Source organism: Terrisporobacter glycolicus ATCC 14880 = DSM 1288, from assembly GCF_036812735.1.
GTDB classification, from domain to species: Bacteria; Bacillota; Clostridia; order Peptostreptococcales; family Peptostreptococcaceae; genus Terrisporobacter; species Terrisporobacter glycolicus.
This window is the reverse complement of record NZ_CP117523.1, coordinates 444,080-466,147: the sequence shown is the minus strand read 5'-3', so window position 1 is coordinate 466,147 and position 22,068 is coordinate 444,080. Positions and strand designations below refer to the sequence as shown.

The 22,068-nt window shown below is 28.7% G+C and carries 18 protein-coding genes and 1 riboswitch; of the genes, 8 read left to right on the top strand and 10 right to left on the bottom strand.

The genetic code is table 11. The features are described 5' to 3' along the window. The first annotated feature begins 238 nt into the window (after positions 1-238). The 3 genes from TEGL_RS02420 to TEGL_RS02410 are packed head-to-tail and all read left to right on the top strand — an operon-like array spanning position 239 to position 2,580. Positions 239-925: a PocR ligand-binding domain-containing protein gene (locus tag TEGL_RS02420; RefSeq protein ID WP_051082132.1), complete on the top strand. Its 687-nt coding sequence runs from the start codon at positions 239-241 to the stop codon at positions 923-925. Between the two features lies 1 nt (position 926). Further along, complete coding sequence (locus TEGL_RS02415) at positions 927-1,541, top strand: sensor histidine kinase (protein ID WP_051149960.1); 615 nt, start codon at positions 927-929, stop codon at positions 1,539-1,541. A 31-nt stretch (positions 1,542-1,572) separates the two neighbouring features. Continuing rightward, complete coding sequence (locus TEGL_RS02410) at positions 1,573-2,580, top strand: AraC family transcriptional regulator (protein WP_242827342.1); 1,008 nt, start codon at positions 1,573-1,575, stop codon at positions 2,578-2,580. 61 nt (positions 2,581-2,641) lie between these two features. Here TEGL_RS02410 and TEGL_RS02405 read toward each other — a convergent pair whose 3' ends face one another. Then, complete coding sequence (locus TEGL_RS02405; RefSeq protein WP_051149961.1) at positions 2,642-4,000, bottom strand: MATE family efflux transporter; 1,359 nt, start codon at positions 3,998-4,000, stop codon at positions 2,642-2,644. 89 nt (positions 4,001-4,089) lie between these two features. On the opposite strand from TEGL_RS02405, the gene TEGL_RS02400 reads away from it, so the two are divergent. The 3 genes from TEGL_RS02400 (at position 4,090) to TEGL_RS02390 (ending at position 6,103) form a co-directional block, all read left to right on the top strand. After that, the gene (locus TEGL_RS02400) at positions 4,090-4,911 is read left to right on the top strand and encodes a MerR family transcriptional regulator (RefSeq protein WP_027627003.1); all 822 of its coding nucleotides are present in this window, start codon (positions 4,090-4,092) and stop codon (positions 4,909-4,911) included. A gap of 36 nt (positions 4,912-4,947) precedes the next feature. Continuing rightward, entirely contained in the window at positions 4,948-5,424 is a 477-nt protein-coding gene (locus tag TEGL_RS02395) for a hypothetical protein (protein ID WP_027627004.1), read from the top strand. 118 nt (positions 5,425-5,542) lie between these two features. Next, on the top strand, positions 5,543-6,103 hold the full coding sequence (locus TEGL_RS02390) for a DUF6143 family protein (RefSeq protein WP_027627005.1): 561 nt from the start codon (positions 5,543-5,545) through the stop codon (positions 6,101-6,103). Positions 6,104-6,185: 82 nt separating this feature from the next. Here the strand turns inward: TEGL_RS02390 and TEGL_RS02385 are convergent, their stop codons facing one another. Further along, complete coding sequence (locus TEGL_RS02385) at positions 6,186-6,617, bottom strand: N-acetyltransferase (protein WP_027627006.1); 432 nt, start codon at positions 6,615-6,617, stop codon at positions 6,186-6,188. A gap of 331 nt (positions 6,618-6,948) precedes the next feature. Further along, positions 6,949-12,555, bottom strand: a complete 5,607-nt coding sequence (locus tag TEGL_RS02380; protein ID WP_018592446.1) for an NPCBM/NEW2 domain-containing protein — start codon at positions 12,553-12,555, stop codon at positions 6,949-6,951. Positions 12,556-12,743: 188 nt separating this feature from the next. After that, positions 12,744-12,827, bottom strand: a riboswitch (cyclic di-GMP riboswitch). A 405-nt stretch (positions 12,828-13,232) separates the two neighbouring features. On the opposite strand from TEGL_RS02380, the gene TEGL_RS02375 reads away from it, so the two are divergent. Next, the gene (locus TEGL_RS02375; protein ID WP_018592447.1) at positions 13,233-13,907 is read left to right on the top strand and encodes a hydrolase; all 675 of its coding nucleotides are present in this window, start codon (positions 13,233-13,235) and stop codon (positions 13,905-13,907) included. 164 nt (positions 13,908-14,071) lie between these two features. On the opposite strand, the gene TEGL_RS02370 is transcribed toward TEGL_RS02375, so the two are convergent. From TEGL_RS02370 to TEGL_RS02340, 7 genes are all read right to left on the bottom strand, one after another. Beyond that, positions 14,072-14,611 (bottom strand): hypothetical protein, encoded by a 540-nt coding sequence (locus TEGL_RS02370; protein ID WP_018592448.1) that lies wholly within the window; start codon positions 14,609-14,611, stop codon positions 14,072-14,074. A gap of 314 nt (positions 14,612-14,925) precedes the next feature. Continuing rightward, entirely contained in the window at positions 14,926-15,786 is an 861-nt protein-coding gene (locus tag TEGL_RS02365) for an AraC family transcriptional regulator (protein ID WP_018592449.1), read from the bottom strand. Between the two features lie 301 nt (positions 15,787-16,087). After that, the gene (locus TEGL_RS02360) at positions 16,088-16,288 is read right to left on the bottom strand and encodes a hypothetical protein (protein WP_018592450.1); all 201 of its coding nucleotides are present in this window, start codon (positions 16,286-16,288) and stop codon (positions 16,088-16,090) included. 334 nt (positions 16,289-16,622) lie between these two features. Continuing rightward, positions 16,623-17,435 (bottom strand): alpha/beta fold hydrolase, encoded by an 813-nt coding sequence (locus tag TEGL_RS02355; RefSeq protein ID WP_018592451.1) that lies wholly within the window; start codon positions 17,433-17,435, stop codon positions 16,623-16,625. Between the two features lie 365 nt (positions 17,436-17,800). Next, positions 17,801-18,340, bottom strand: a complete 540-nt coding sequence (locus TEGL_RS02350; RefSeq protein WP_018592452.1) for a hypothetical protein — start codon at positions 18,338-18,340, stop codon at positions 17,801-17,803. A 163-nt stretch (positions 18,341-18,503) separates the two neighbouring features. Beyond that, complete coding sequence (locus TEGL_RS02345) at positions 18,504-19,610, bottom strand: glycoside hydrolase family 10 protein (RefSeq protein WP_018592453.1); 1,107 nt, start codon at positions 19,608-19,610, stop codon at positions 18,504-18,506. Between the two features lie 85 nt (positions 19,611-19,695). Further along, on the bottom strand, positions 19,696-20,604 hold the full coding sequence (locus tag TEGL_RS02340; RefSeq protein WP_018592454.1) for a LysR family transcriptional regulator: 909 nt from the start codon (positions 20,602-20,604) through the stop codon (positions 19,696-19,698). 118 nt (positions 20,605-20,722) lie between these two features. On the opposite strand from TEGL_RS02340, the gene TEGL_RS02335 reads away from it, so the two are divergent. After that, entirely contained in the window at positions 20,723-21,913 is a 1,191-nt protein-coding gene (locus TEGL_RS02335) for a coenzyme F420-0:L-glutamate ligase (RefSeq protein ID WP_018592455.1), read from the top strand. Positions 21,914-22,068 lie beyond the last annotated feature (155 nt).

Below are 22,068 nucleotides of genomic sequence, written 5' to 3'. Positions count from 1 at the left end.
TATTAATAATATAAGCTCATGCGTTTATCACATATATTTGATGTAAAATTCAGACTATTCATAATATCTATTTGTACATTAAAATAGTCATGATTTTACATCTTAAAGTTTGTAATTTACACTTGGGTTTTTAAGGTTATTACTTAATTGTTAAAGAATATTAGTTATGCTATAATTTAGCTTAAAGGCAGGGGTTATAAGAACCTACTTTTACAAATATGTACTAAGGATTGATAAGATGGATAAAAATTTGTTAAGCAATCAAATTAATATGTTGTATGATAACTATTCTTCAAATCCAGTCGATGAAAAGGTTTTACTGGACAAGTTAGATATTATACACCTTTTCGGACGAGAAAAACTTGAACAAATACAAACAATTCTTTCAAATACCACAGGTTTGGCTTTTGTTACTGTAGACTTCAAAGGCGACGTAATTACAGATGAAACTAGTTTTTCAGAGTTTTGCAAGAGTATAAGAAATAGTCCCCTTGGATTACAAAGATGCAAATCTTCAGATGCTTTTGGCTCTATTCAAGCATCAGTTACTAAAAAGGCCAATGTGTATCTTTGTCCATGTGGTTTAACAGAAGTCGCTATACCAATTATTATTCATGGTAACTATTTGGGAGGATTTATTGGTGGACAAATTCGTTGTAATGATGTTCCTAGTGAAATTTGCGATCTTAGGACAGTAATGCCTAATAAAGAATTTGATGATTTTTCTAGTAAATTTAAAGATTTATTTAATGACATTCCAATATTTCCTTATGAAAAATTAAGAAGTATTGCAGAACTTGTTCAACTTGTAGTAAATCAACTAGGTGAAAATCTACTTTCAAAACAAGTAACACAAAAAATTGCAAATTCTAAAATTATGGAAATTAATGAACTGAATAATAATTTAAAAAAAAGATTTAAGTAAGGTGACATATGAACTAAATGAATTAAAATCAGTAACAAATTTATATGCTCTTTTAGATATGATAACTTTAATTAGTAATCTTTCCATAATAGAAAAATCACCTAATACTGAGTCTACACTTTATTTATTGTCAGAATATGTTAAGTATACACATCAAGTTAAAGAACCTTTTTCTACTGTAAAAGATGAGTTAAAAAATATTGAAAATTATTTGTCACTACAAAAAATAAAATATAAAGAAAAATTTCTATACTCTATAAATGTTGATAATAATATAACATTTAAAAAAATACCCACAAAAGTATTATTTCCTTTTGTTGAAAATGCCCTATACAATGGTATCTTTCTAAATAAAAATGGAGGTTATATTGAGATAATAGGTGAATTTGAAAATAATGAAGCTACAATTACTATATGTGATAATGGTCCAGGACTTACAGATGAAGAACTTTTTATACATTTTGAAGATTACGAAGATAAACATGAAGGTTATTACATAAAATTAGGGATGGATAGTTCAATTAAAAAATTAAAAAATATCTATGGTGATAAGTTTGAGTTTTATGTAAACATGTCTAAACTCAAAGGTAGAGAATATAAATTTATATGGAAATAAACATAAAGGGGGCTGATTAATTTTGTATAAAGTGCTAATAGCTGATAATGACACCCTTATGTGTGAAGCTTTAAATATTAAAATTTCAAAAAATCAGAACTTTGAAGTTATTAATATTGTAAACACTTATGAAGATACTTTAAAAGAATGTAGTAAAAATTCTGTTGATATTCTTTTTTTAAGTTCTCATATTTCCGGAATTAATTGTATAGAAGCTAGCCAGTTCATCAATCAATCGTTCCCAGAAACATCCATATATGTAATTTCATCTTTTCAATCTAAAAATTTACTTAAAGCCAAGGGAAATAATGCTATACAAGATATTATTGAAAAGCCATTAAATAGTGTATACCTATATAATCTATTAAATTCATTTACTGGTAAAAAGCAGGATTTACCTTGTTTTAATCCTTTTGATGAATTGGTTAAATCTCTAGATAATAAAAGCTATACTGATTTTTATCTAAATACTAATCAAACTTCTGACAAAATATATAAATACAGTAAAAAAGATCTATTTAAGGTAAATGAATTATTTAAGATAAATGTGCAAAATATTTTATTGGATCAAGGTTTTGATATGAATATATTTGATTCTATTGAAAGTCAATTTCCTTTAACTTCAAATACCCTACAGAACTCTAAATCTACTGAAATTTGGATTTTTAAAGTATTTGATTTTATATTTAAGGAAAATAGTATAAAGCGTTATTCTATTTTAAAAAACATTTTTATTTATATTGATGATCATATTCATGAAGAAATTAATTTAAGTTCTATAGTAAAATCTTGTAATATAAGTCAAGGCTATCTTAGTAGGATATTTAGAGAACAATTCGGTATTAGCGTTACAGAATATTTACATATGAAAAAAATTCATTTAGCTAAAACTTATTTTTATTTTAATAAAGACAGTATTGTAGATGTGGCGTTTAAGCTGGGATATAATGAAAGTAGCTATTTTAGTAAAGTATTTAAAAAATATGAAAATATGACCGTTAAAGAATATAAAAATTTATGTGCAGATAATACTTTATAAATACAATTTAAAAACAAAGTATGTGACTATTATTATAAAAAAGAAGTACTAAGTTATAAACTTAGTACTTCTTTAATGTTATACTATTAAATTCACCTTTGCGCTTAATTGAAAACAGTAAGGCTATACATAAAAGAAATCCCATTACTCCTGACATAAATGGTGACAACCAGATTCCTTTTAACTGGATCACTGGTACTAAAACAGTCACTGATACTAGTGGAAATATTATACTGTTAGCAAAAGTTATAACTAATGAAATCACTGGTTTATTAAGGGCTGTAAAAAATGATCCACATATAGTTGGTGCCCATCTAGCGATATAAGATAATGAATATATTTTTATCGCCACTATACCCATTTCAAGAAGATAAGAATTTCCCTTTTCCACAAATATAGATATTAAGTTTTCAGAGTTAAACTGTATAAAAATTAAAATCATTATAGAAAATAAAAAACCTCCTAATAATGTTGTTCCTTCTAAACGCTTAACTCTCTCCATATTTTTTGCACCATAGTTATAACTAATAGATGGCTGCATTGCATCTGCTATTCCATAAATCATAGGGCTTACTACACCTTCAATATACATTATAATACTAAATACTGCCACAGATGTACTTCCATATAAATTAAGTAAAATGGCATTAATTATTATCATAAACACTGATGAAGATATGTTTGAAAAAAATTCTGATGATCCATTAATAACAATATCTTTCATAATTTTAAAAGAAAAAATAGGCTTTACAAAATGCAGTTGTAATTTGTTTAAAATAAATGGAGTTATGCAAATTATTGTTCCTGTTGCTAATGATATGGATGTTGCAAGTGCTACTGATGATATACCAAGTTTTAATTTTACAATAAAAATATAATCAAGAATTATATTTAAAATTGCTACAATAATATTGGCAACCATACTATAATTGGCTCTACCGCATATTCTTAAATAATTATCAATAGCAAAGAATATAACAATTAATGGGCTAAAAAATCCATAAACTCTAGAACAATCTGCTGCAAGAGAAATAATCTTAGGCTCTGCCCCCATTAACTGTAGTATTGGTTTTATAAAAAATAACAACATGCCACCTACAATTATTGAAAAAATTAAAATTACCATAGCACTCAAAGAAAATATCTTTGATGCATCTTCTTCATTTTTTTCTCCAAGTTTAATTGCCATTTGTACCGATGAACCAACTGCTATCATATCTGCTAATGCAAAGCTTATCATAATAATTGGCATAAATAAGTTAATAGCAACAAGTGAATCTTCTCCTAGAAATTTTCCCACAAAAAATCCATCAATCATTGTATATAAAGACATAAACATCATACTAAACATTGCTGGTATAGCACATTTGAAAAATATATTAATAGGTTCTGATTTTTCAAAATAATTATTGCATTCCATCTTAATTCCCTCCTTGTTTTTCCTTAATGACGATTTTATAATATGATTATATAGTATGGAGTAACTCCATAGTCAAGGAGGTTTTTAAAATGGATAAAAACTCGTATTTTACTACTGGTGAGTTTGCAAATCTCGTTGGTACTTCCAAGGATACGTTATTTTATTATGATAAAATTGGTATTTTCAGTCCTGAAATTAAAGATGAAAATGAATATAGATATTATACTATTGCTCAGATGGAGATATTTTATGTGATTAAGACTCTGAGAGAACTTGGCATGTCTCTTAAAGAAATAAAATCTTATCTTGATAATAGAAGTCCTCGGGGCTTAATCCAATTATTAAATAAACAAACCAAAATTATTGATGAAAAAATAGCCAAACTAAAATTAACAAAAAAATTTATGCTTCAAAAATCAAAGCAAACAAAAGAAGCAATATCTATAAGGAATGATATTACTATTGAAGAGCATGATTATGAAGAATACCTGGTTTTGACAAAAGCATCAAAGGATATTAGTGATCGTATCACTGCAACAGATATCAAATCTCACATTGATTATTGTGATAAAAATAAAATTTATAGTCCCTATGACATTGGTGGTATTCATACTATTGAGAAGATTAAATCTCATCAATTTTATGATTATGACTATTTTTATACAAAAGTTGAAAAAATCAACTCAAAAATGCCTTTGCACATAGTTCCAAAAGGCAAGTATCTTAATATTTTTTCTAGAAATGGATTCTACTCCCTAGAAGATACTTATAGAATGTTGATTTCTTACGCAGATGAGAATAGTATCAAATTGATAGGATTTATTTATGAGGATATTTTACTTGATGAGCTTTCTGTAAAAGGATATGAAAACTATATGCTCAAAATATCTGTACAAATTGAAACTATATAGTTTTTATAAAATGTTTAATATTAGGGGGGATAACTTATGTCTAAAAATAACCATATATTCAATTTTAATTGTTCTAAAAATACTCTAATCTGTGAACTAGATAAGTTAAAAGTTGTAAATGCAGATAAATCTATTAATACGAATTTGTTATGTAGAAGAATTAATAATAAAGTTAAGTTTATGTTGTATACCAACAATACACCTGGAACTTACGCTTATCATAAGACAGTTTTAGATGAATATTCTTTTGAAGGAGAAATCTTCGGGGACGAGTCTACGTCTTCTATTTCAGGAAGTTTTAGAAATAGTTTATTTATCAATTTTGGAACTGTTTTAGGTCTTATTTTTACTATTGGATTTATAATAATGACTCTTTGGGATGGTTTTATTATTCTTCCAATTGTTCTTTTACCTGTAATTTTTATTGTATATATGTTTTATATGAAAAACCATACTCAAAATAGGATTTTAGTTAGAATTAAAGGTTTGGAGAAAAAATTAAATAGTAATTAGTTCATAAAATTTGCTGTTTATAGTCGCTTAATGTATATTTTTATAACCTTTTTCATTTTTATGAATATTATATAATAGGGAATATTTATTTCCAAAACTTATAAGTTAGGTGATTATTATGTTATCAAAGGATGGAAATTTAAATACAGAAATATCAATTGAATATCCTTTATCTCAATCTCAAAAAGGGCATTATTTTATAGGACAAACTCCAATATTAACAGGGCCAGATTCCCAGGCTATAGTAGCATTAGTAAATCCAAGAAGATCAAATGTAAATATTTATCTAAATGCTATAACTGTAACAAATATTGCTGATAAAAACCTTTCCGCAGAAATTTATCTTAGGTCTACTCCTCCAAAAAGCGAGCCTAGTCCTTATGTTAGCTGTACAAATGTTACTATTGCTCCACCTCCTAAGCCAAATGGAGAAATAAAATTTAATGATATAGTTACTAATTCTCCGTCTAAGGGTGTATCAATATTTTCTAGAATAGCTCCTGCATTTTCAACAACAGTAATAGATGGGGGGCAAATAATTATACCTCCAAATTCATGTATTCTTGTTTATCTTGGTGGATTTTTACCAATAGAATTGGATAGCGCTATTGTTGCTTTTGGTTGGTGGGAAGAAAGAATAAATAAATCTTGCTGTGAATCTCATTGTTGTTATAATTAATGTTTTTATGTAAACCACCTGTATATCAGGTGGTTTTTTATACAATAAAAGTCACTCTTGCTAATTTTATGAGTTATAAGTTTTAATCATAATGCATTTCCATTATATATTCTGTACATCCTGAATCTTCATTTTTTTGTTCTTTTACTATCTTAAATCCTCTATTCATATAAAAATTTACTGACTTTTTGTTATCCTTATATACTGCTAAATTTAGTTTTTTATACTTATTCATTGCATAATCTATTAATTTTTTTCCTACTCCATTTCCTTGACAGTCTATACCAACAAATAATGCGCCTATAAATTCACTATTTATTATACTTATAAAACCTTTTATGTTTTCTTTATCTTCATACACAAACGTGTCTGACATTGGTATATATACATTTTTTACAGTATTATAGTTGTTATTCCAGTATCCTTCGTCTATAAAATCATGGGCTTTAATAGTACTTTTTAACCATATCGCCATTATTTTATCTATATCTTTACTTTCTATATTTCTTATCATATAAATTTCTCCTCATCACTTAATATATACAATTTTATCACTTTCTATTAAATAATAGGAAGTACATATATAATTCTGATTTGTTCTTTCACTAAAAAAGTGCCTTAAGTAATTTATTTACTACTTTAAGGCACTTTTTATTTTACTTATTGTTATCCCTAATAATCCTTATGATAATATGTTCCGTAAGATAATAATTCTCGAATACTTATTTAACTCTATTTTGGATTAAACATAAATATAGCTTGTGTTATATAGTTGTCATCTGTATCTTCATATTCTATATATACACTATATACATATTCATCAAAATATGTAGTATCAAATGATATTATTCCTTTTTCTTTTCAACAATATTTCCTGCTGATATTATCTGAGGATTTGAATTTAAATCTGTTAATTTTTTAAGATTTTTAAGTGGTGATAAATCATTTATTTCATTATATTCTATATTTAATGATTTTAAATTTTTGGCATACTGTAACCCTTCTAGACTTTTAGCCCTTTGAACAGTTAACATAGTAAGGTTTTGCATATCCCCAACTGTTATAGTATCACTAGTTAAATTAAGCTCTTTCTTTATACTTGATTTAATATGTTTATCTTTTATATTTACTATTTCATTTAAATTTATTGATTCTTCAGCTTCATCAGGTACTGGTTTATGCATAGTTAATTGGGAATTTGACTTTGTAGAGTAAACCTTAGTATCTGCCCAAGATGTAAAGTCTCCAAGACCTCCATCACCTGCATCATTTGCTACTAACTTAAGTTCTTTCACCCCAGTTACGTTTAAATTTACAAACCCTGCTTTAGAATCTTTTCTTATTATATCTGAAGTATAGACTTCTTTTCCATCTGCAAATATTTTAAATATTATACTAGTTCTATTATCGTTATAATTTTTATCTGTACCTAAGTAAGTTGTAAAATAACTATAATTTCCATCCAAATTATAGATTATTTCTGCATTTGTAGCAGCGCCTATACCTTTATCAAATTCTTTAACAGTACCCTTTACATTAAGTTTTATTTTATTACTTGAAGCTACTGCTGTATCTTTAACCACACTTTTCCAACCAGAAACTGCTGATTTCCAATCTATATCAGATAAATATCTAACTTGGCTATAAACTATTACTTTTCTTTTTTTTGTTATTATATTTGAATCACTATCACTTACATTATAAGTTAAAGTGTATTCTCCTGCTTTATTTGTAGTGAATCCATCAGTATTTACCTTAACACTTGAAGTTATATTACCATCTTCTTTGTCATTTGCAACTACACTACTCATTAAATCAAAGTCACTATTTAGTTTAACAAAAGAAGTTTCTTCAACATTTAAAGTAGGAAATTTTGCCCTTATTATTTCTTCCGCTTTATTTAAGTCAGCTTTAAATAATTCATATGCTAGATGATTTTTTACTTCTTCTCTTAACGCCTCTACTTTCTCTAAGGTATTATATTTTTCAGATACTTTAGTCTTGCTATTATCTGTAAATAAATCTTTTTCTATTTTATTAGCTAATTTATCTTCTTTATAAAAGGCTACTTCACCTAAACTTGCCCATCCTTGATTAGCTTCTACAAACTTAAACTTAATTCTTCTTGCACTAACCTTATCTAGGTTAAACTCTACAACATCAGTAGTTCTATCTCTATAAGTTCCTTCTCCTACTAAATAGAAGTCATCACCTTCTGCTTCATCTGATGCATATATTTCAAACATATGTGCAAATCCTTTACCGCCTGCATCACGTCTTGAAGCATATGCCATTTTACTTATTTCTTTAATTTCACCTAAATTAAATATCACTTCATTTTTAAATGATCCACTATTTGGTTTATTTGTTTCCCAGTGAGTGTTTATATTTCCATCTATAACATTTCTTATTACGCTACTTCCATAATTCCCTGCATTATTACTTACAGATTGTATGGGTAACTTAAATTTTTCATTATATTGTTGTAGGTTTTCAAAATTACTAAACTTAGATTTCTTAACTGTATAATCTTGTGATACGGTAACAAATACTTTTTTAGTCGTTACATTGTCTCCTGAATCAGTTACTTGATATACAACTTCAAATCTTCCTACTTTATTTTTTTCAAAATTATTTGATTTAATTTTAATTCTAGATGTTATATCTCCATCTTCAACGTCTGTTGCAGTTACATTTTCCATTATATTAAAGTTGTCGCCAATTTTTAAAGCTTTATTATCTACATTAATTTTAGGCTTAGCATTATTTGTTGTCAGTTTAGGATTGGCTACAACACCATGATCTAATGTATTCCCATTTCCTCCATCATTAACTTCTATTACTAATTTATTTACTCCTTTAACTGGAACATTTATATAAGTCATATTATCCACATATTTAATAACATTTGTAGTTGCTAAAGTTTTGTCATCTCCTACTACCTTGAATGTTATACTAGAATTATTGTTTGATTGTACTGACATATCAACTCCAAGTAAAGCTTCAAAGTTATCATAATCTTTCCCTGATAAATCATATGTTATTTTACCATTTGCATGTATTCCAAAACCTTTTTCAAACGTTTTTATATCTCCATTTACTCTACCTTTTATGTTAGTATTTCTTCTTGGATTACCCCATTGAGTCGTTACAGATTTCCATTCACTATCTGATAAATAGTCATATTCACTTACTACCTCAACTTTTAATACTTTTTCTGTAGTTATTCCTTCATCATTTATTATATATTTAACTTCATATATACCTTGCTTGCTAGTATTTACATTATTTTCAACTTTAACTTTTGATGTTATATTCTCTCCTCTATGATTAAGTACTTTAACATAATCCATTGGATTAAAATCTTGTCTAAGTCCTAGAATCAATGAATTTTGTTGTATACTTATGCTTGGTTTAAATGAATTTATTTCAAGTTTATTTCCAGTTTTTAAATTAATAGAATAAGGAATTATCTCATACTGAATATTTTCATCATTACTTACATTAGTATCTATATAACTATTACCTGAAGTGAACCCTATTACTCTTCCATTTTTAAGTATTTCATAACCAAGTAAGTCCTCTTTCATTTCTTCCTTAATATTCATACTTAGCTTTATACCAGAGTCTAATTTAGACAACGAAACTTCTAATCCTGTGTCTTTGTTAACAAATCCATTACCTGTATAGCTCATTGCTTTAGTATTTAAATACCATATTTTTTCATTTGAGTTAGGTAATCTCTTTAAATCATTTTTACACTTTTCAGATAAAGTAAATCCATACTTTTCAAAGTAATGGCTTAGGTTTACACCTATAATCTCTGAAGAATAAGTTGCAAGTATATCCTTCTTCTCTTGATAGTCTTCTGGAGCAGGTCTTCTTTTTCTATACATAGATTCTAGCTCTGTCCAATAAGTATCTTTCTTTAACTGTAATTGCCAAAACATTGCTAATTTTTGACCATAATCAAAGTCATCAAATCCTTTTAAAGACTCTTCAGGGCCTAGCATACTATATATGCTATTATAAGGAACTCCATCCGACTTTCCATTCTTTATTGATGCATAGTTTGCCCACATGTTATTGGTTATTTCACCCCATGCTCTAGGGTCTATATCCATTTGATGTCCAATTTCATGCATTGTTCCCCATATAATACTATTAATACTATTTTTATCAATTCTTAGAATTATTTCTTGTATATGCCTTTGAACACCTACATGGTCAGATGCTGCATATGCTCCTCCATATGGTTGCATTAATCTTATTGCAGCTCTAATATTTGTAGCGTCATTTGTTGGATCACTTTCATCATCTTTTAACCCTGCAAATGCGATAGCTTCTTCTATTTTCTTATTCCAAATATCAATACTTTTTTCAATATTAACACCTTCATTTACATATACCTTATATGCTGCTTTTGTTGTTCCTGTAAGCATTAATCTTTTTGTATTAAACTCAAATATATCTACCATTGTATCTGGATTTTTATCTAGCTTCTTCTTATATTCTTTTAACTCATTCAAGAATTCTTCTTGATTATCTCCTGTATTAAACAATGGGAATTTTTCTCCTCCATCTATACGAACTACTGGTGCCTTACCTTGTTGATCTTCAGTATACTTATTTACTAAATATACTGCACCACCTTTAGCACTCTTCCTTTCCCATCCGTCACTATAAATTTCAGGCACTACTATGGTATTCATACCTTTTTTTAATTGATATTCTCTTTTCCAATTTCCATAGTGACCTTCTTGTTGTGAAAATACTATTATTGGTAATGGTTTATTATCTTCCCCTTCAACAAATATATTAAATACTTCTTCTGGTTTTGCTACTATACCAGTTGATTGAAAATCATTCCCAAAACTTGACATAAGTAAAGTGTCTTTTCCCTTTGAATGTGTATCACCATTTTGCTTTACTGTAAAAATTCTATCTAAATAGTCTTTATCACCTTGTAAGATTTCTTTAGCTAAATCTATAGCAAGCATTAATTGATCCTTTAGAGGATGATTATTAACTTCTTTTCCTAAGTTATTTATTATGTCCATATTATTGTATTCATCTTTTAACTTAACCATCGTTCCATCTGTAAATATATTATTTATAGTTTTAGATAATTTATCTTCTTTATATAACCAAAATACAGATAATGCTGATTGATTCAAGTTACCTCTCTTAAATACAAACTTTATTCTTTTAAATTCAGTTGGCTTGAAAGTTATTTCTTTTATATCATGACTTGGTGATTGCTCCCCTGTAGCTACAAGCTTGAATGTATCTCCTTTGGTAGTCTTTGAAGCATATATTTCAAATTCTTCTGCATATCCTTTTTGCCAGCCTGGGGTACCCCCATATATTAATCTATCTAAAACTGTAGTCTCTTTTAACTGCACAATTATTTCATTTTTGAAATCATCAGTATTTACTTTTCTAGATGACCAGTATGTTTTAATATTATCATCAATAGCTTTCATTAAAGCTTCGGCAGTAGAACCATCATTACTACTTATTTTTTCTATTTCTGAGTTATCTATTTTGAATGTATTATTATAATTCTCCTCATATTTTCCATTGTCCTTTTGAAATTTTTGAATTTGAGCCTTATGGCTTTTTATATTAGACTCCTTTTGAATTAATATTTTTGCATTACTTAGATCTTCTTTAAATTCATTATAAAGAACGTGATTTCTTACCTTATTTTCTAAAGCTTCTATCTTTTCCACAGTATTAAACTCTTCACTTACAGCATTCATAGTACTATCTGTAAATAATCTATTCATTTTATCACTTATTTCATCTTCCTTATAAAACATAAATTCTGAAGCTGAAGCCCAATTTTGGTTTGCCTTTTTAAATTTAAATTTTATCCTTTTAAACTTAGTTGGGGCAAATTTTATTTCAACAATGTCTCTAGTAGATTCTTTATACTCCCCATAACTTACTAAATTAAAATCATCACCATCATCTGTAAGTGAAGCATATATTTCAAATTCCTCAGCAAAACCTTTTCCCTTGGCCCCATCTTGTCTTGCTCCATATACTATCCTATTTAAACTTGTAACCTGATCTAATGTGAATACTACCTCATTTTCAAAATCTGAACTATTAACTTTGCCAGTCTCCCAATGAGTACTCATATTATCATCTATAGCATTAGAAATTACTGATGAGCCATACTTTCCCCCATTATTAGTTATTGAAATTATCTTTGAATTGTCTAATTTAAAAGATTCATTATACTCTTTTAAATAACTACTATTAAGTAAATTAAATCTACTTACTTGAGCCTTAGTCGATTGGATTTCTTGATTAACTTTTGTTGATGTGCTTTGAACTACACTTTTATTTTGTAATTCTTGTGCTAAAACACTTGTAGTATTTGATAAAAAGTTTGAAATCATTACCACCACCGTGACTGCTACTATCTTTTTTTTATGCATTTTTATCCTCCTGATTAATCCCCCCAAGAGGTACATTAAACTTGCCTATTTTATATGTTGAAAAATAAAAATTATTTATAAAATAAAAAAAGTTACTCAAAAAGAGTAACTTTCTAAATTAGTATTTTCATATAAATATAAGCACTAATACTAATAAATAACATTAAAACAAAAAGTGTAATGTACTCTTTGGCAACTGGCTGACATAGTTATAAACCTTAGCCCCTATAGCTTTGCGTCCCTAAGTTTCCTTAAGTTTGCCATATTAAAATTTTAATAAAATTTTAATATATATATCACATTTTGTCAATTAATGTAATCTATTTTTTTCCATTTAGATACTTTTTTAAAACTAGAAAAAAATCTTTCTATCAAAATAAAAAATTAGTATGCTTGGAACTTGTTTTCATAGGATTTTAGTAACTCTATGCTTCATAAATAAGTTTTACTTTAATTTCAACCATATTCTCTATTTGTAATGATTTCAATAATCTAAATTATGGTAGCTAATTACAATTACTTTTACCCACATTTTGAAATTTTATAATATTTAACAATAAAAATATAGGAAATTTAAGGCTTCTGATTTATAATTAAATATAAAAATGTTTTAAATAAACTTTAAAATCAAATGCACAAATATTATAAATACAAAATTTTTAAGGAGGCTTTTATCTATGAAGCAAAGACCAAAATCAATAGACGGTACACTTAGAAAATCATTCTTGCGTGTTCCTGAAGTCATTAGAGAATGCAGCGGTATAAATATTTTCGGAAGACGAATTAAATCCCTTGTTTTTTCAACTGACTTGGCCATTATAAGAAACGTGAATGCAGATGCAGTAATTGCTGTATATCCATTTACACCTCAACCAATAATTACACAATCCATTATTATGGCTTCTGATATTCCAGTTTTTGCAGGAGTTGGTGGAGGTCTTACAAAGGGAATTCGTTCAGTGGTTTTAGGAACCAATGCTGAATTACAAGGTGCTATTGGAGTAGTTGTTAATGCTCCAACAACAAACGATGTAGTCAAGACTTTATCTGACTCACTAGACATACCTGTTGTTGTCACTATTGTAAACGATGATACGGATATTCAAGCAAGAATAGATGCTGGTGCTACTATTTTCAACGTTTCAGCTTCTGTTGATACGCCTAGAATAGTTTCAAAAATCAGACAGGCTTACCCTGATTTTCCTATAATAGCTACAGGTGGGCCTACTGAGGAAAGTATAAAAAGAACTATAGATGCTGGTGCAAATGCAATCACTTGGACACCACCTTCTGTTGCTCAATTGTTTAAGGATGTAATGAACTCTTATAGAGAAAACCTAGATGCACATTAATGTACTATTCTGAAATAAAAACTACCATGAATGCGATAAGGGAAACTATATTTATCATATATAGTCTCCCTTTTATTTTTCTATATATCTTCAGTTGTCTCCCCCATATGTCTTAACAATGCATTTAAAATAAAATCTTTTTCTTCAGTATAAATTGTTTAATTTTAGAATGCACATTCAATACGATTGATATTTCTATATTCTACAGCCATTGGCACAAATCTAATTCTGCTACCTTCACAAGCTATTCTAAATCCTTGAATACTTCTGTTGTCAGCTCTGTCTACTATCATAAAGAAGTTAGAAGGACTAAAACCTCTTCTCATTTCTATTCTAACTATTGCCATTCTTCTGCAGTTATTTATAGTGAATTGTCCACCACCAGGTGATATGAAAGGTTGAGGATTTTGTCCTCCACCGGGAAATGCAGAAGGTGCAGCAGATGGCGCAGCAGATGGCCCACCACCAGGTAATAAAAACGGTGGATCGTCATCTGCTTCTGGATTGTTTTCACCACCTTCATTGTCATATGGCTCATAATTTTCATATTCTTCTAAAGGCATCGCAGGCTCAAACAAGTTAGCAACTTCTGTGTATTCACTTTTAATATCTGAATTTGGATATGCTTCTTGTACCTCTCTAAGATATACAGCCATAAAGTTGTAGTAATTATCCCAATATTCTTTCCAGTAATTTCTGTCCATTGTTGATTCTCCTTTTTGTGATATAAATATTGTTCTATATATAATATGTAAATATGGAGTAATAGTTCTTGTTTGTGTAGGTTAATTTCCTTTCTACTTTTACATAATCTGTACGATAAACTTTCAGGATTTTACTCTCTAGAGCATGCTTATTTTTCCCCATTAATAGACAATTTTATCTTAATATCTGCTGTTGTATTATAAGCTTTTTATAATAAAAAAGAAGGTCTTCGTTATCTAAACTTAACCTTCAATTCATTATTATTTTAAATATCTAGTAAAATACTTATCTCGCTTTAAAATTGCTATCTATACTATTTCTTCTTCACAGGAATCCACAATTCACTATAATAGTTTTCATCCTGATTTCCTTTAGGATAATCATTAATATCTGTATACTTTTCTATATTATATCCTTCAGCAATTTCATAGTCTTTGCAGTTAGGAAGCCATTCAGAAAAAATCTTCTGATTCACATCTAGCATCGCCTTTGGCATAGCTCCTTTACATGAAAATACTGCCCATGTATGCTTTGGAATAACTCTTGTTACAAATCCTTCAGGTATATCACTTTCTGTTTTATAATCATCTGCAATTAAATATTCAAACTCATCACTATTTCCTAAAGTCTCATCAATATTTATTCCATACATTCCACATACTACATTGCCTTTTCCAGACTCATAATGATCCTGCCAAAACTTTGGAATCTCTTCTTGGCATGAGTCATATTTAAATCTGTTTCCTGATACCAATACAGTGAACGCCTCTTTTTCAATAATTTTGTAATCCATAGTATAACCACCCTTCAATGAAATATTAATTTTTAAAGAAGCAAATGACTTCATCATTGCACCATCCCTTCGAACAGCTGTTGGTGTTGACCCATGAAAACGAGTGAATGCTTTTGTAAAGCTATCTGGTGAATCATATCCATATTTTATTGCTATATCTATAATCTTATTGTCTGTAGATACAAGCTCACTGCCGGCAAGTGTAAGCCTACGCTGTCTAATATATTCTGCAACTGTAAATCCACAGAGCATTGAAAATCCTTTTTGAAAATAAAACGACGATATGCAAACTTCTTTTGCAATATCACTAGTCGTCAAATTATCAGTAATATGCGTTTCAATGTATTCAATTGCTTTACTAATGCTTTCTATCCATTCCATTTCTATCACCTCTTCTTTGATTTTATTCTATCTCATTGAAACTCACTATTCCCGACTTTTTGTGGGAAGTTTTGTCTGTAAAAAATAAAAAAGCATCACCAAATATATTATGATAATGCTTTTTTGTTTATGTATTTGCGGCAATCATTTCTACTATTTTATTTTACACTATTCTAACTTACAGTTATCATAGGAAGACATAGTTTTTATTGTTAAAATATCCACCGTAATATTATTATATACAAATCCTATTTTTAAAGTTAATTATTATAGGCTTGTTTACATTCTGATATAAATTTATTTATTGTTCTAAATATTTATCAAATATTATTGTTGCCAGCTCTTCCTTTGTTAAAGTTTCAAGACTTGGTATATCACATAAGTCCATTTCCAATAAAAATTCTCCACACTCTACTTCTAGGTATGACTCATTCTCATCTGATTTGATTTCCCATCCTTCTAAGTCTGCTACTATATTAGCAATTCTTTCTTCTTTAGTCATTTTTACACCTCGTTTTTATTTTTAATGTAAGTATACTTTAGTTTAACTTTTATTTTGAATTTTATCAATCTAGTTAGTAAATATAATGTAGTAACTCTTTTATATCCTGGTATTATTTTTTACTTCTATAAAATATTTAATTCATTATTTATACACATACTTGTTTACTATATATTTAAATATAAAAAACTACTAAGCCATAAACTTAGTAGTTCTTCATCTTCTTTTCGTGGTTTTGAATGGTGTAGATAATTTGCTACAATCATATCCAAAATTTATCTTTAATTTTATCTTTGTGTGCTTTAACCTCAATTCTTTTCTCCTATATAAAACTTTATTGTTCAATAAATTTCACCAATTCTTCATTAAATCTATCTCGCTGATCATAGAATGATGCGTGTCCGCTGAATTCAAATGGCAGAAGTATAGAATTTCTAATACTTTGATTTTGCACTTTACCTAGTGAAAATGGAACAACTTTGTCATGAATTCCATGAATAATTAAAGTTGGAACATTTATTTCTTCTAAATCAGAAAATAGCACTTCATTTATCCAAGTATTTGCAATTGCTGCAGTTGACCAACCTGCTGCTTGTAAACCTAATTGTAAAAACCAATCAGAGAATGGCTCCGTTATATGCTGAAAGAAAAAAGTATCGCCGAAATCACTTAGCATTTTAGGACGATCCGTGTATGTTCCCTCAATAATTTTAATCACGTCTTCTTCTTCTAAACCATATTGGAAATTGGGACGTTTGATAAGACTAGGAGCTGCTGCTGCAAAAAGAGCAAGTTTCGATACTCCGTATCCTTTATGGCGAGACATGTATCGAATAGCTATAGCTCCTCCAGTTGAATGTCCTGCAAGTATGAAATCATGTAATTTTAAGCCATTAACCACACATCTAACATCGTCTGACAATCTATCATAATCGTAACCTCCATAAGGCTTATCTGACTTACCAAATCCTCTCTGGTCTATACCGATACATCTGTAACCTAGTTTTGGGAGCTGATTAAACTGATATTCAAACAAATTATGATTTCCAGGCCACCCGTGTAGAAACACTATTGTTTTATTTCCATCTGGGTTAAGATCCTCTACGTAAACTTTCACATTCGGTTCTACTTTAACATAATACCCCATGCACATACCTCCATATAAAAATACTTTATTAGTAGATTATTCTTATTTATAGAAATATATGAGTTGTCTTTTTATTTTTATATCCTATGTATAAAAGAACTAAATATAATAGATCTCGTAGTAAATATAATCATTGTAATTCAGAAGATACAAATATACAAACTAATCATAGTGTTATTTGTAACCAGTATTTATTTTTAAATAATGCCTTATTATAAAATAAATACCACATTGACCATTACATCAATGTGGATTTTGGGAATTTGAATGGTAGATATTATTCACAATAATCATCTCCACCATTCAATATTTATATTAAATTATTTTTTAATTGAATCATTTAAATCTAGTAATACTTTGTATAATTAACAACTTAAATACCTAAATTCTACACTAGTTATAGCTACAGGACCTTGGAAGTCATTATTAGCTGGAATACGAGCAATACTCAATAATGCAAAATCTTCTGCTCTGATAATATCTTGTAATTTAAACTCTAAAACATAATGATTGTATTGCTGATTGCCTGGTGAATTTTTAACTGGAATATTATTTCTATTAACAGTATTCAAATCATCTATATCTATTACTCCATTAGCTCCCGTAAATAACGATGAAAATCTAATTGAAAATCTATCTCCTGGTGTATTTGTATTATCGCTTATTAAATGAACAAATACTTTAGCATCTTGGCATCTTCTTACAGCATCTTTTGGCACACTAAAAGTTAATGAATACTCATCATTATCACCCTCCGGCATAAGCCATCCTAATATAAAAAGTCCAGAACCTCCAAGTTGTTCAGTGTCAGGTCCAGTGGTGTCAGCATCATTCATGTTTCCAGCATTAAATATTAATGATCTATATTGTGGTTCTTCATAATTAAAATCACAATTATTCGACATATTAAAGCACCTCCTTCCATAATACAATATATTCTGCATTTCTAATTATGTTACTTATTTTATACAATAAAAAAAGCTATAGAAATGATAATTCCAATAGCTTTTATAAAAATTCAATTTAGTATATTTAATCTAAGTTCATATTTTATTAGGTTTCTTTTAATTACCTATACATGTTATCCCATTGTACAGGTGTAATAGCCTTACAACTATATACTTGTTTAAATTGTTCTACTACATTTCCTGTGTTTTCTTCTATATTTCTCATACTAAAAAATATACTTCCTTCAACCTCACAGTAAGTTCTATTTATAGTTATCTCTTGAGCTATTTCTTTTGCTATTTCTACATTATTTATATTTTGACCTATATATAAAGTAACATCTGTACCCTCTACTAAATCTGACCACCATTTTACTAAAGTTTCATAAGGGCTATTTTTGTTGTCTATAGTCCAATAAATTTGAGGAGCTATATAGTCTATAATACCTTCTTCTACCCAAGTTACAGTATCCATATATGCATCATAATAGCTTTCTAAGTTTTTGCTCTCAGATCCCTTAATATCGCTACTTTTATTTTTCCACACACCAAATGGACTTATACCAAATTGAACAGATGGTCTTATTGATTTTATGACGTTATATACTAATCTAATCATTTGGGTTACGGCCTCACGTCTGTTATTTGCAATTTCTCCTTCTCTATCTTCGCCTTCTGGTAGAGGATAATTGTACGGATAAAAATAATCATCAAAATGAATTCCGTCTACACAGTAGTTTTTTATTATTTCATAAACTGTAACAGCAATATAGTTTACAACTTCTGAATTTTCTGGGTTATAAAATAATGCATTTTCAAAAGGTAGCACCCAATCTGGTCTTAATTTTGCTACATTATTGTTTGCTAATTTATTTAAATCAGTCCCTTGTGTAGTTACTCTATATGGATTTAGCCAAGCATGAAACTCCATATTTCTTTTGTGAGTTTCTTCAATCATAAATTTTAACGGATCATATCCTGGATTAACACCTTGCTTTCCTGTAAGATATTCTGACCATGGATTTATACCTGATTTGTATAATGCATCTGATACTGGTCTTATTTGAACAAATACAGCATTGAAATTTAATGATTTTAAATTTTCTAATATATCTATAAATTCTTTCATTTGTGCTTTAGGATTATTTTGCGTTTTAGGCCAATCAATATCATATGCAGTTGTTATCCATACTCCCCTAAGTTCTACTTTTTTACAATCATTTCTCATATACTCACACTCCTATAAAATAGTATGATGATTTATTGTAAAGTAGTAAAATCAATTTCAATAACACTTTAAATCAGTGCCTGTGCTATATACTATCATTCAATGAAAAGTTAGAGGATAATAATATCTCAACAAATTTTGCAGAAGCTAATGAAAGTGGAACTCCCTTTAAATAACAAACACCAATACTTCTACTTGGTATTTCTTCTAAAATATTAACCTCGTACAATAATCCCTTTTCTAAATAATCCCTTGAAAACTCCTTTACTACACAAGCAATCCCTAAATTTATCTTCGCAAACTCCAACAATAAATCAAAAGATCCAAGTTCAAACTCTGGAGAAATCTTTATCCCTTTGGACATCATGAACTTTTCTACATACTTTCTTGAATTTGAATTAGGTTCTAGAAATATTAAAGGATATTTTACCATTTCTTCTAATGAGATTTTCTCCGTTGATAAATCCTTATACTTTTCTCCACAAACAAAAATATCTCTAACCTCTCCACAAGGTCTTAATTCTAATGAGTGATCATCAATTGGAAAATTACAAATTGCAATATTGATTTCTCCTGACTTAATTAATGCGCAAAGTTCTAAGGTAGTGCCATTTATAATCTTAAACTTAATATTAGGATACCTATTATGAAAAAACTCTAAATATGGAATTAGAAAATACTTAGATATAGTATCTCCTACCCCAATCTTTAACTCTCCCACAGTTAAATCTTTAAATTCTAATATTTTTTCTTCTCCAGCATTGATTAAATTAATTGCTGAATTTACATATTCAAATAAAAGGCTCCCCTCATTAGTTAAGGATACCCCCCTAGGTGTTCTATTAAAAAGTCTAATATCTAGTTCTCCTTCTAATTGCATTATAGCTTGGCTCACTGCTGGCTGTGTCATGTAAAGCTCCTTTGATGCCTTTGAAAAGCTTTTACTTTTTCCTACCTGACAAAACACCTTATATAAATCTAATTTAGTAACCATATAAGCACCCCTTATATCATGTATTCATTCTATTTATTTTACTTATATCATTTATTGGTGTATATTACAATGGTACGAAGTATTTGAAATTAAATTTAAATTGTTGGGAGAGATTATTTTGGAAAGAGTTATTGGTACAGTTGTTAGGGGACTTCGTTGCCCAATCATTAAAGAAGGCGATAAAATCGAAGATATAGTTGTGGAAAGTGTACTTAAAGCTTCAGAAGTGGAAGGCTTTACTATAAATGATAAGGACATAGTTACTGTAACTGAATCAGTAGTTGCACGTGCTCAAGGAAATTATGCTTCTATAGATAATATCGCTAAAGATGTTAAATCTAAATTTGGTGACGATACTATTGGTGTAATATTCCCTATCTTAAGTCGTAACCGTTTCGCAATCTGCCTTCGTGGTATAGCAAAGGAAGCTAAAAAAATAGTATTAATGTTAAGCTACCCATCTGATGAAGTTGGAAATCATCTAGTTGACTTAGATATGTTAGATGATAAGGGAGTTAATCCTTGGACAGATGTTTTAACAGAGCAAGAATTCCGTAATCTGTTTGGGTATAATAAACATACTTTCACAGGTGTTGATTACATTGATTACTATAAATCTTTAATCCAAGAATATGGTGTTGAGTGTGAAGTAATATTCTCAAACAATCCTAAAACTATCTTAAATTATACAAAGAGCGTTCTTACTTGTGATATTCATACAAGATTTAGAACTAAGAAAATTTTAAAATCAAATGGTGTAGAAAAGATCTATAGCCTTGATGATATATTATGTGAATCTATTGATGGAAGTGGATGTAATGAAGCTTATGGATTACTAGGTTCAAACAAATCAACAGAAGAAACTGTTAAGCTTTTCCCTCGTAACTGTCAACCTATCGTTGATAATATACAAGCTATTCTTAAAGAGAAAACAGGAAAAGATGTTGAAGTAATGATTTATGGAGATGGAGCTTTCAAGGATCCAGTGGGTAAGATTTGGGAACTTGCTGACCCAGTCGTTTCACCAGCTTATACATCTGGCTTAAATGGTACTCCAAATGAAATAAAATTAAAGTATCTTGCTGATAATAACTTCGCTGATTTAAAGGGTGAAGAACTTAAGAAGGCAATATCAGAATATATTAAAAATAAGGAATCAGATTTAGTTGGAACTATGGAATCACAAGGTACTACTCCAAGAAGACTTACTGACCTTATAGGATCATTATCTGACTTAACTTCAGGAAGTGGAGATAAGGGAACTCCTATTATATTCATCCAAGGTTATTTCGATAATTATACAAAGTAATAACTAAAAAATGGCTGCCACTTCAACAGATTAAAAATCTGTTAGTGGTAGCTCTTTTTTAGTTATTTAAATAAGCAGCGTACAAAGATTAATACATTTTGGTATGCCATACTCAATGCGTATATTATTTTTTTCACATTGAAATTATCAATGTG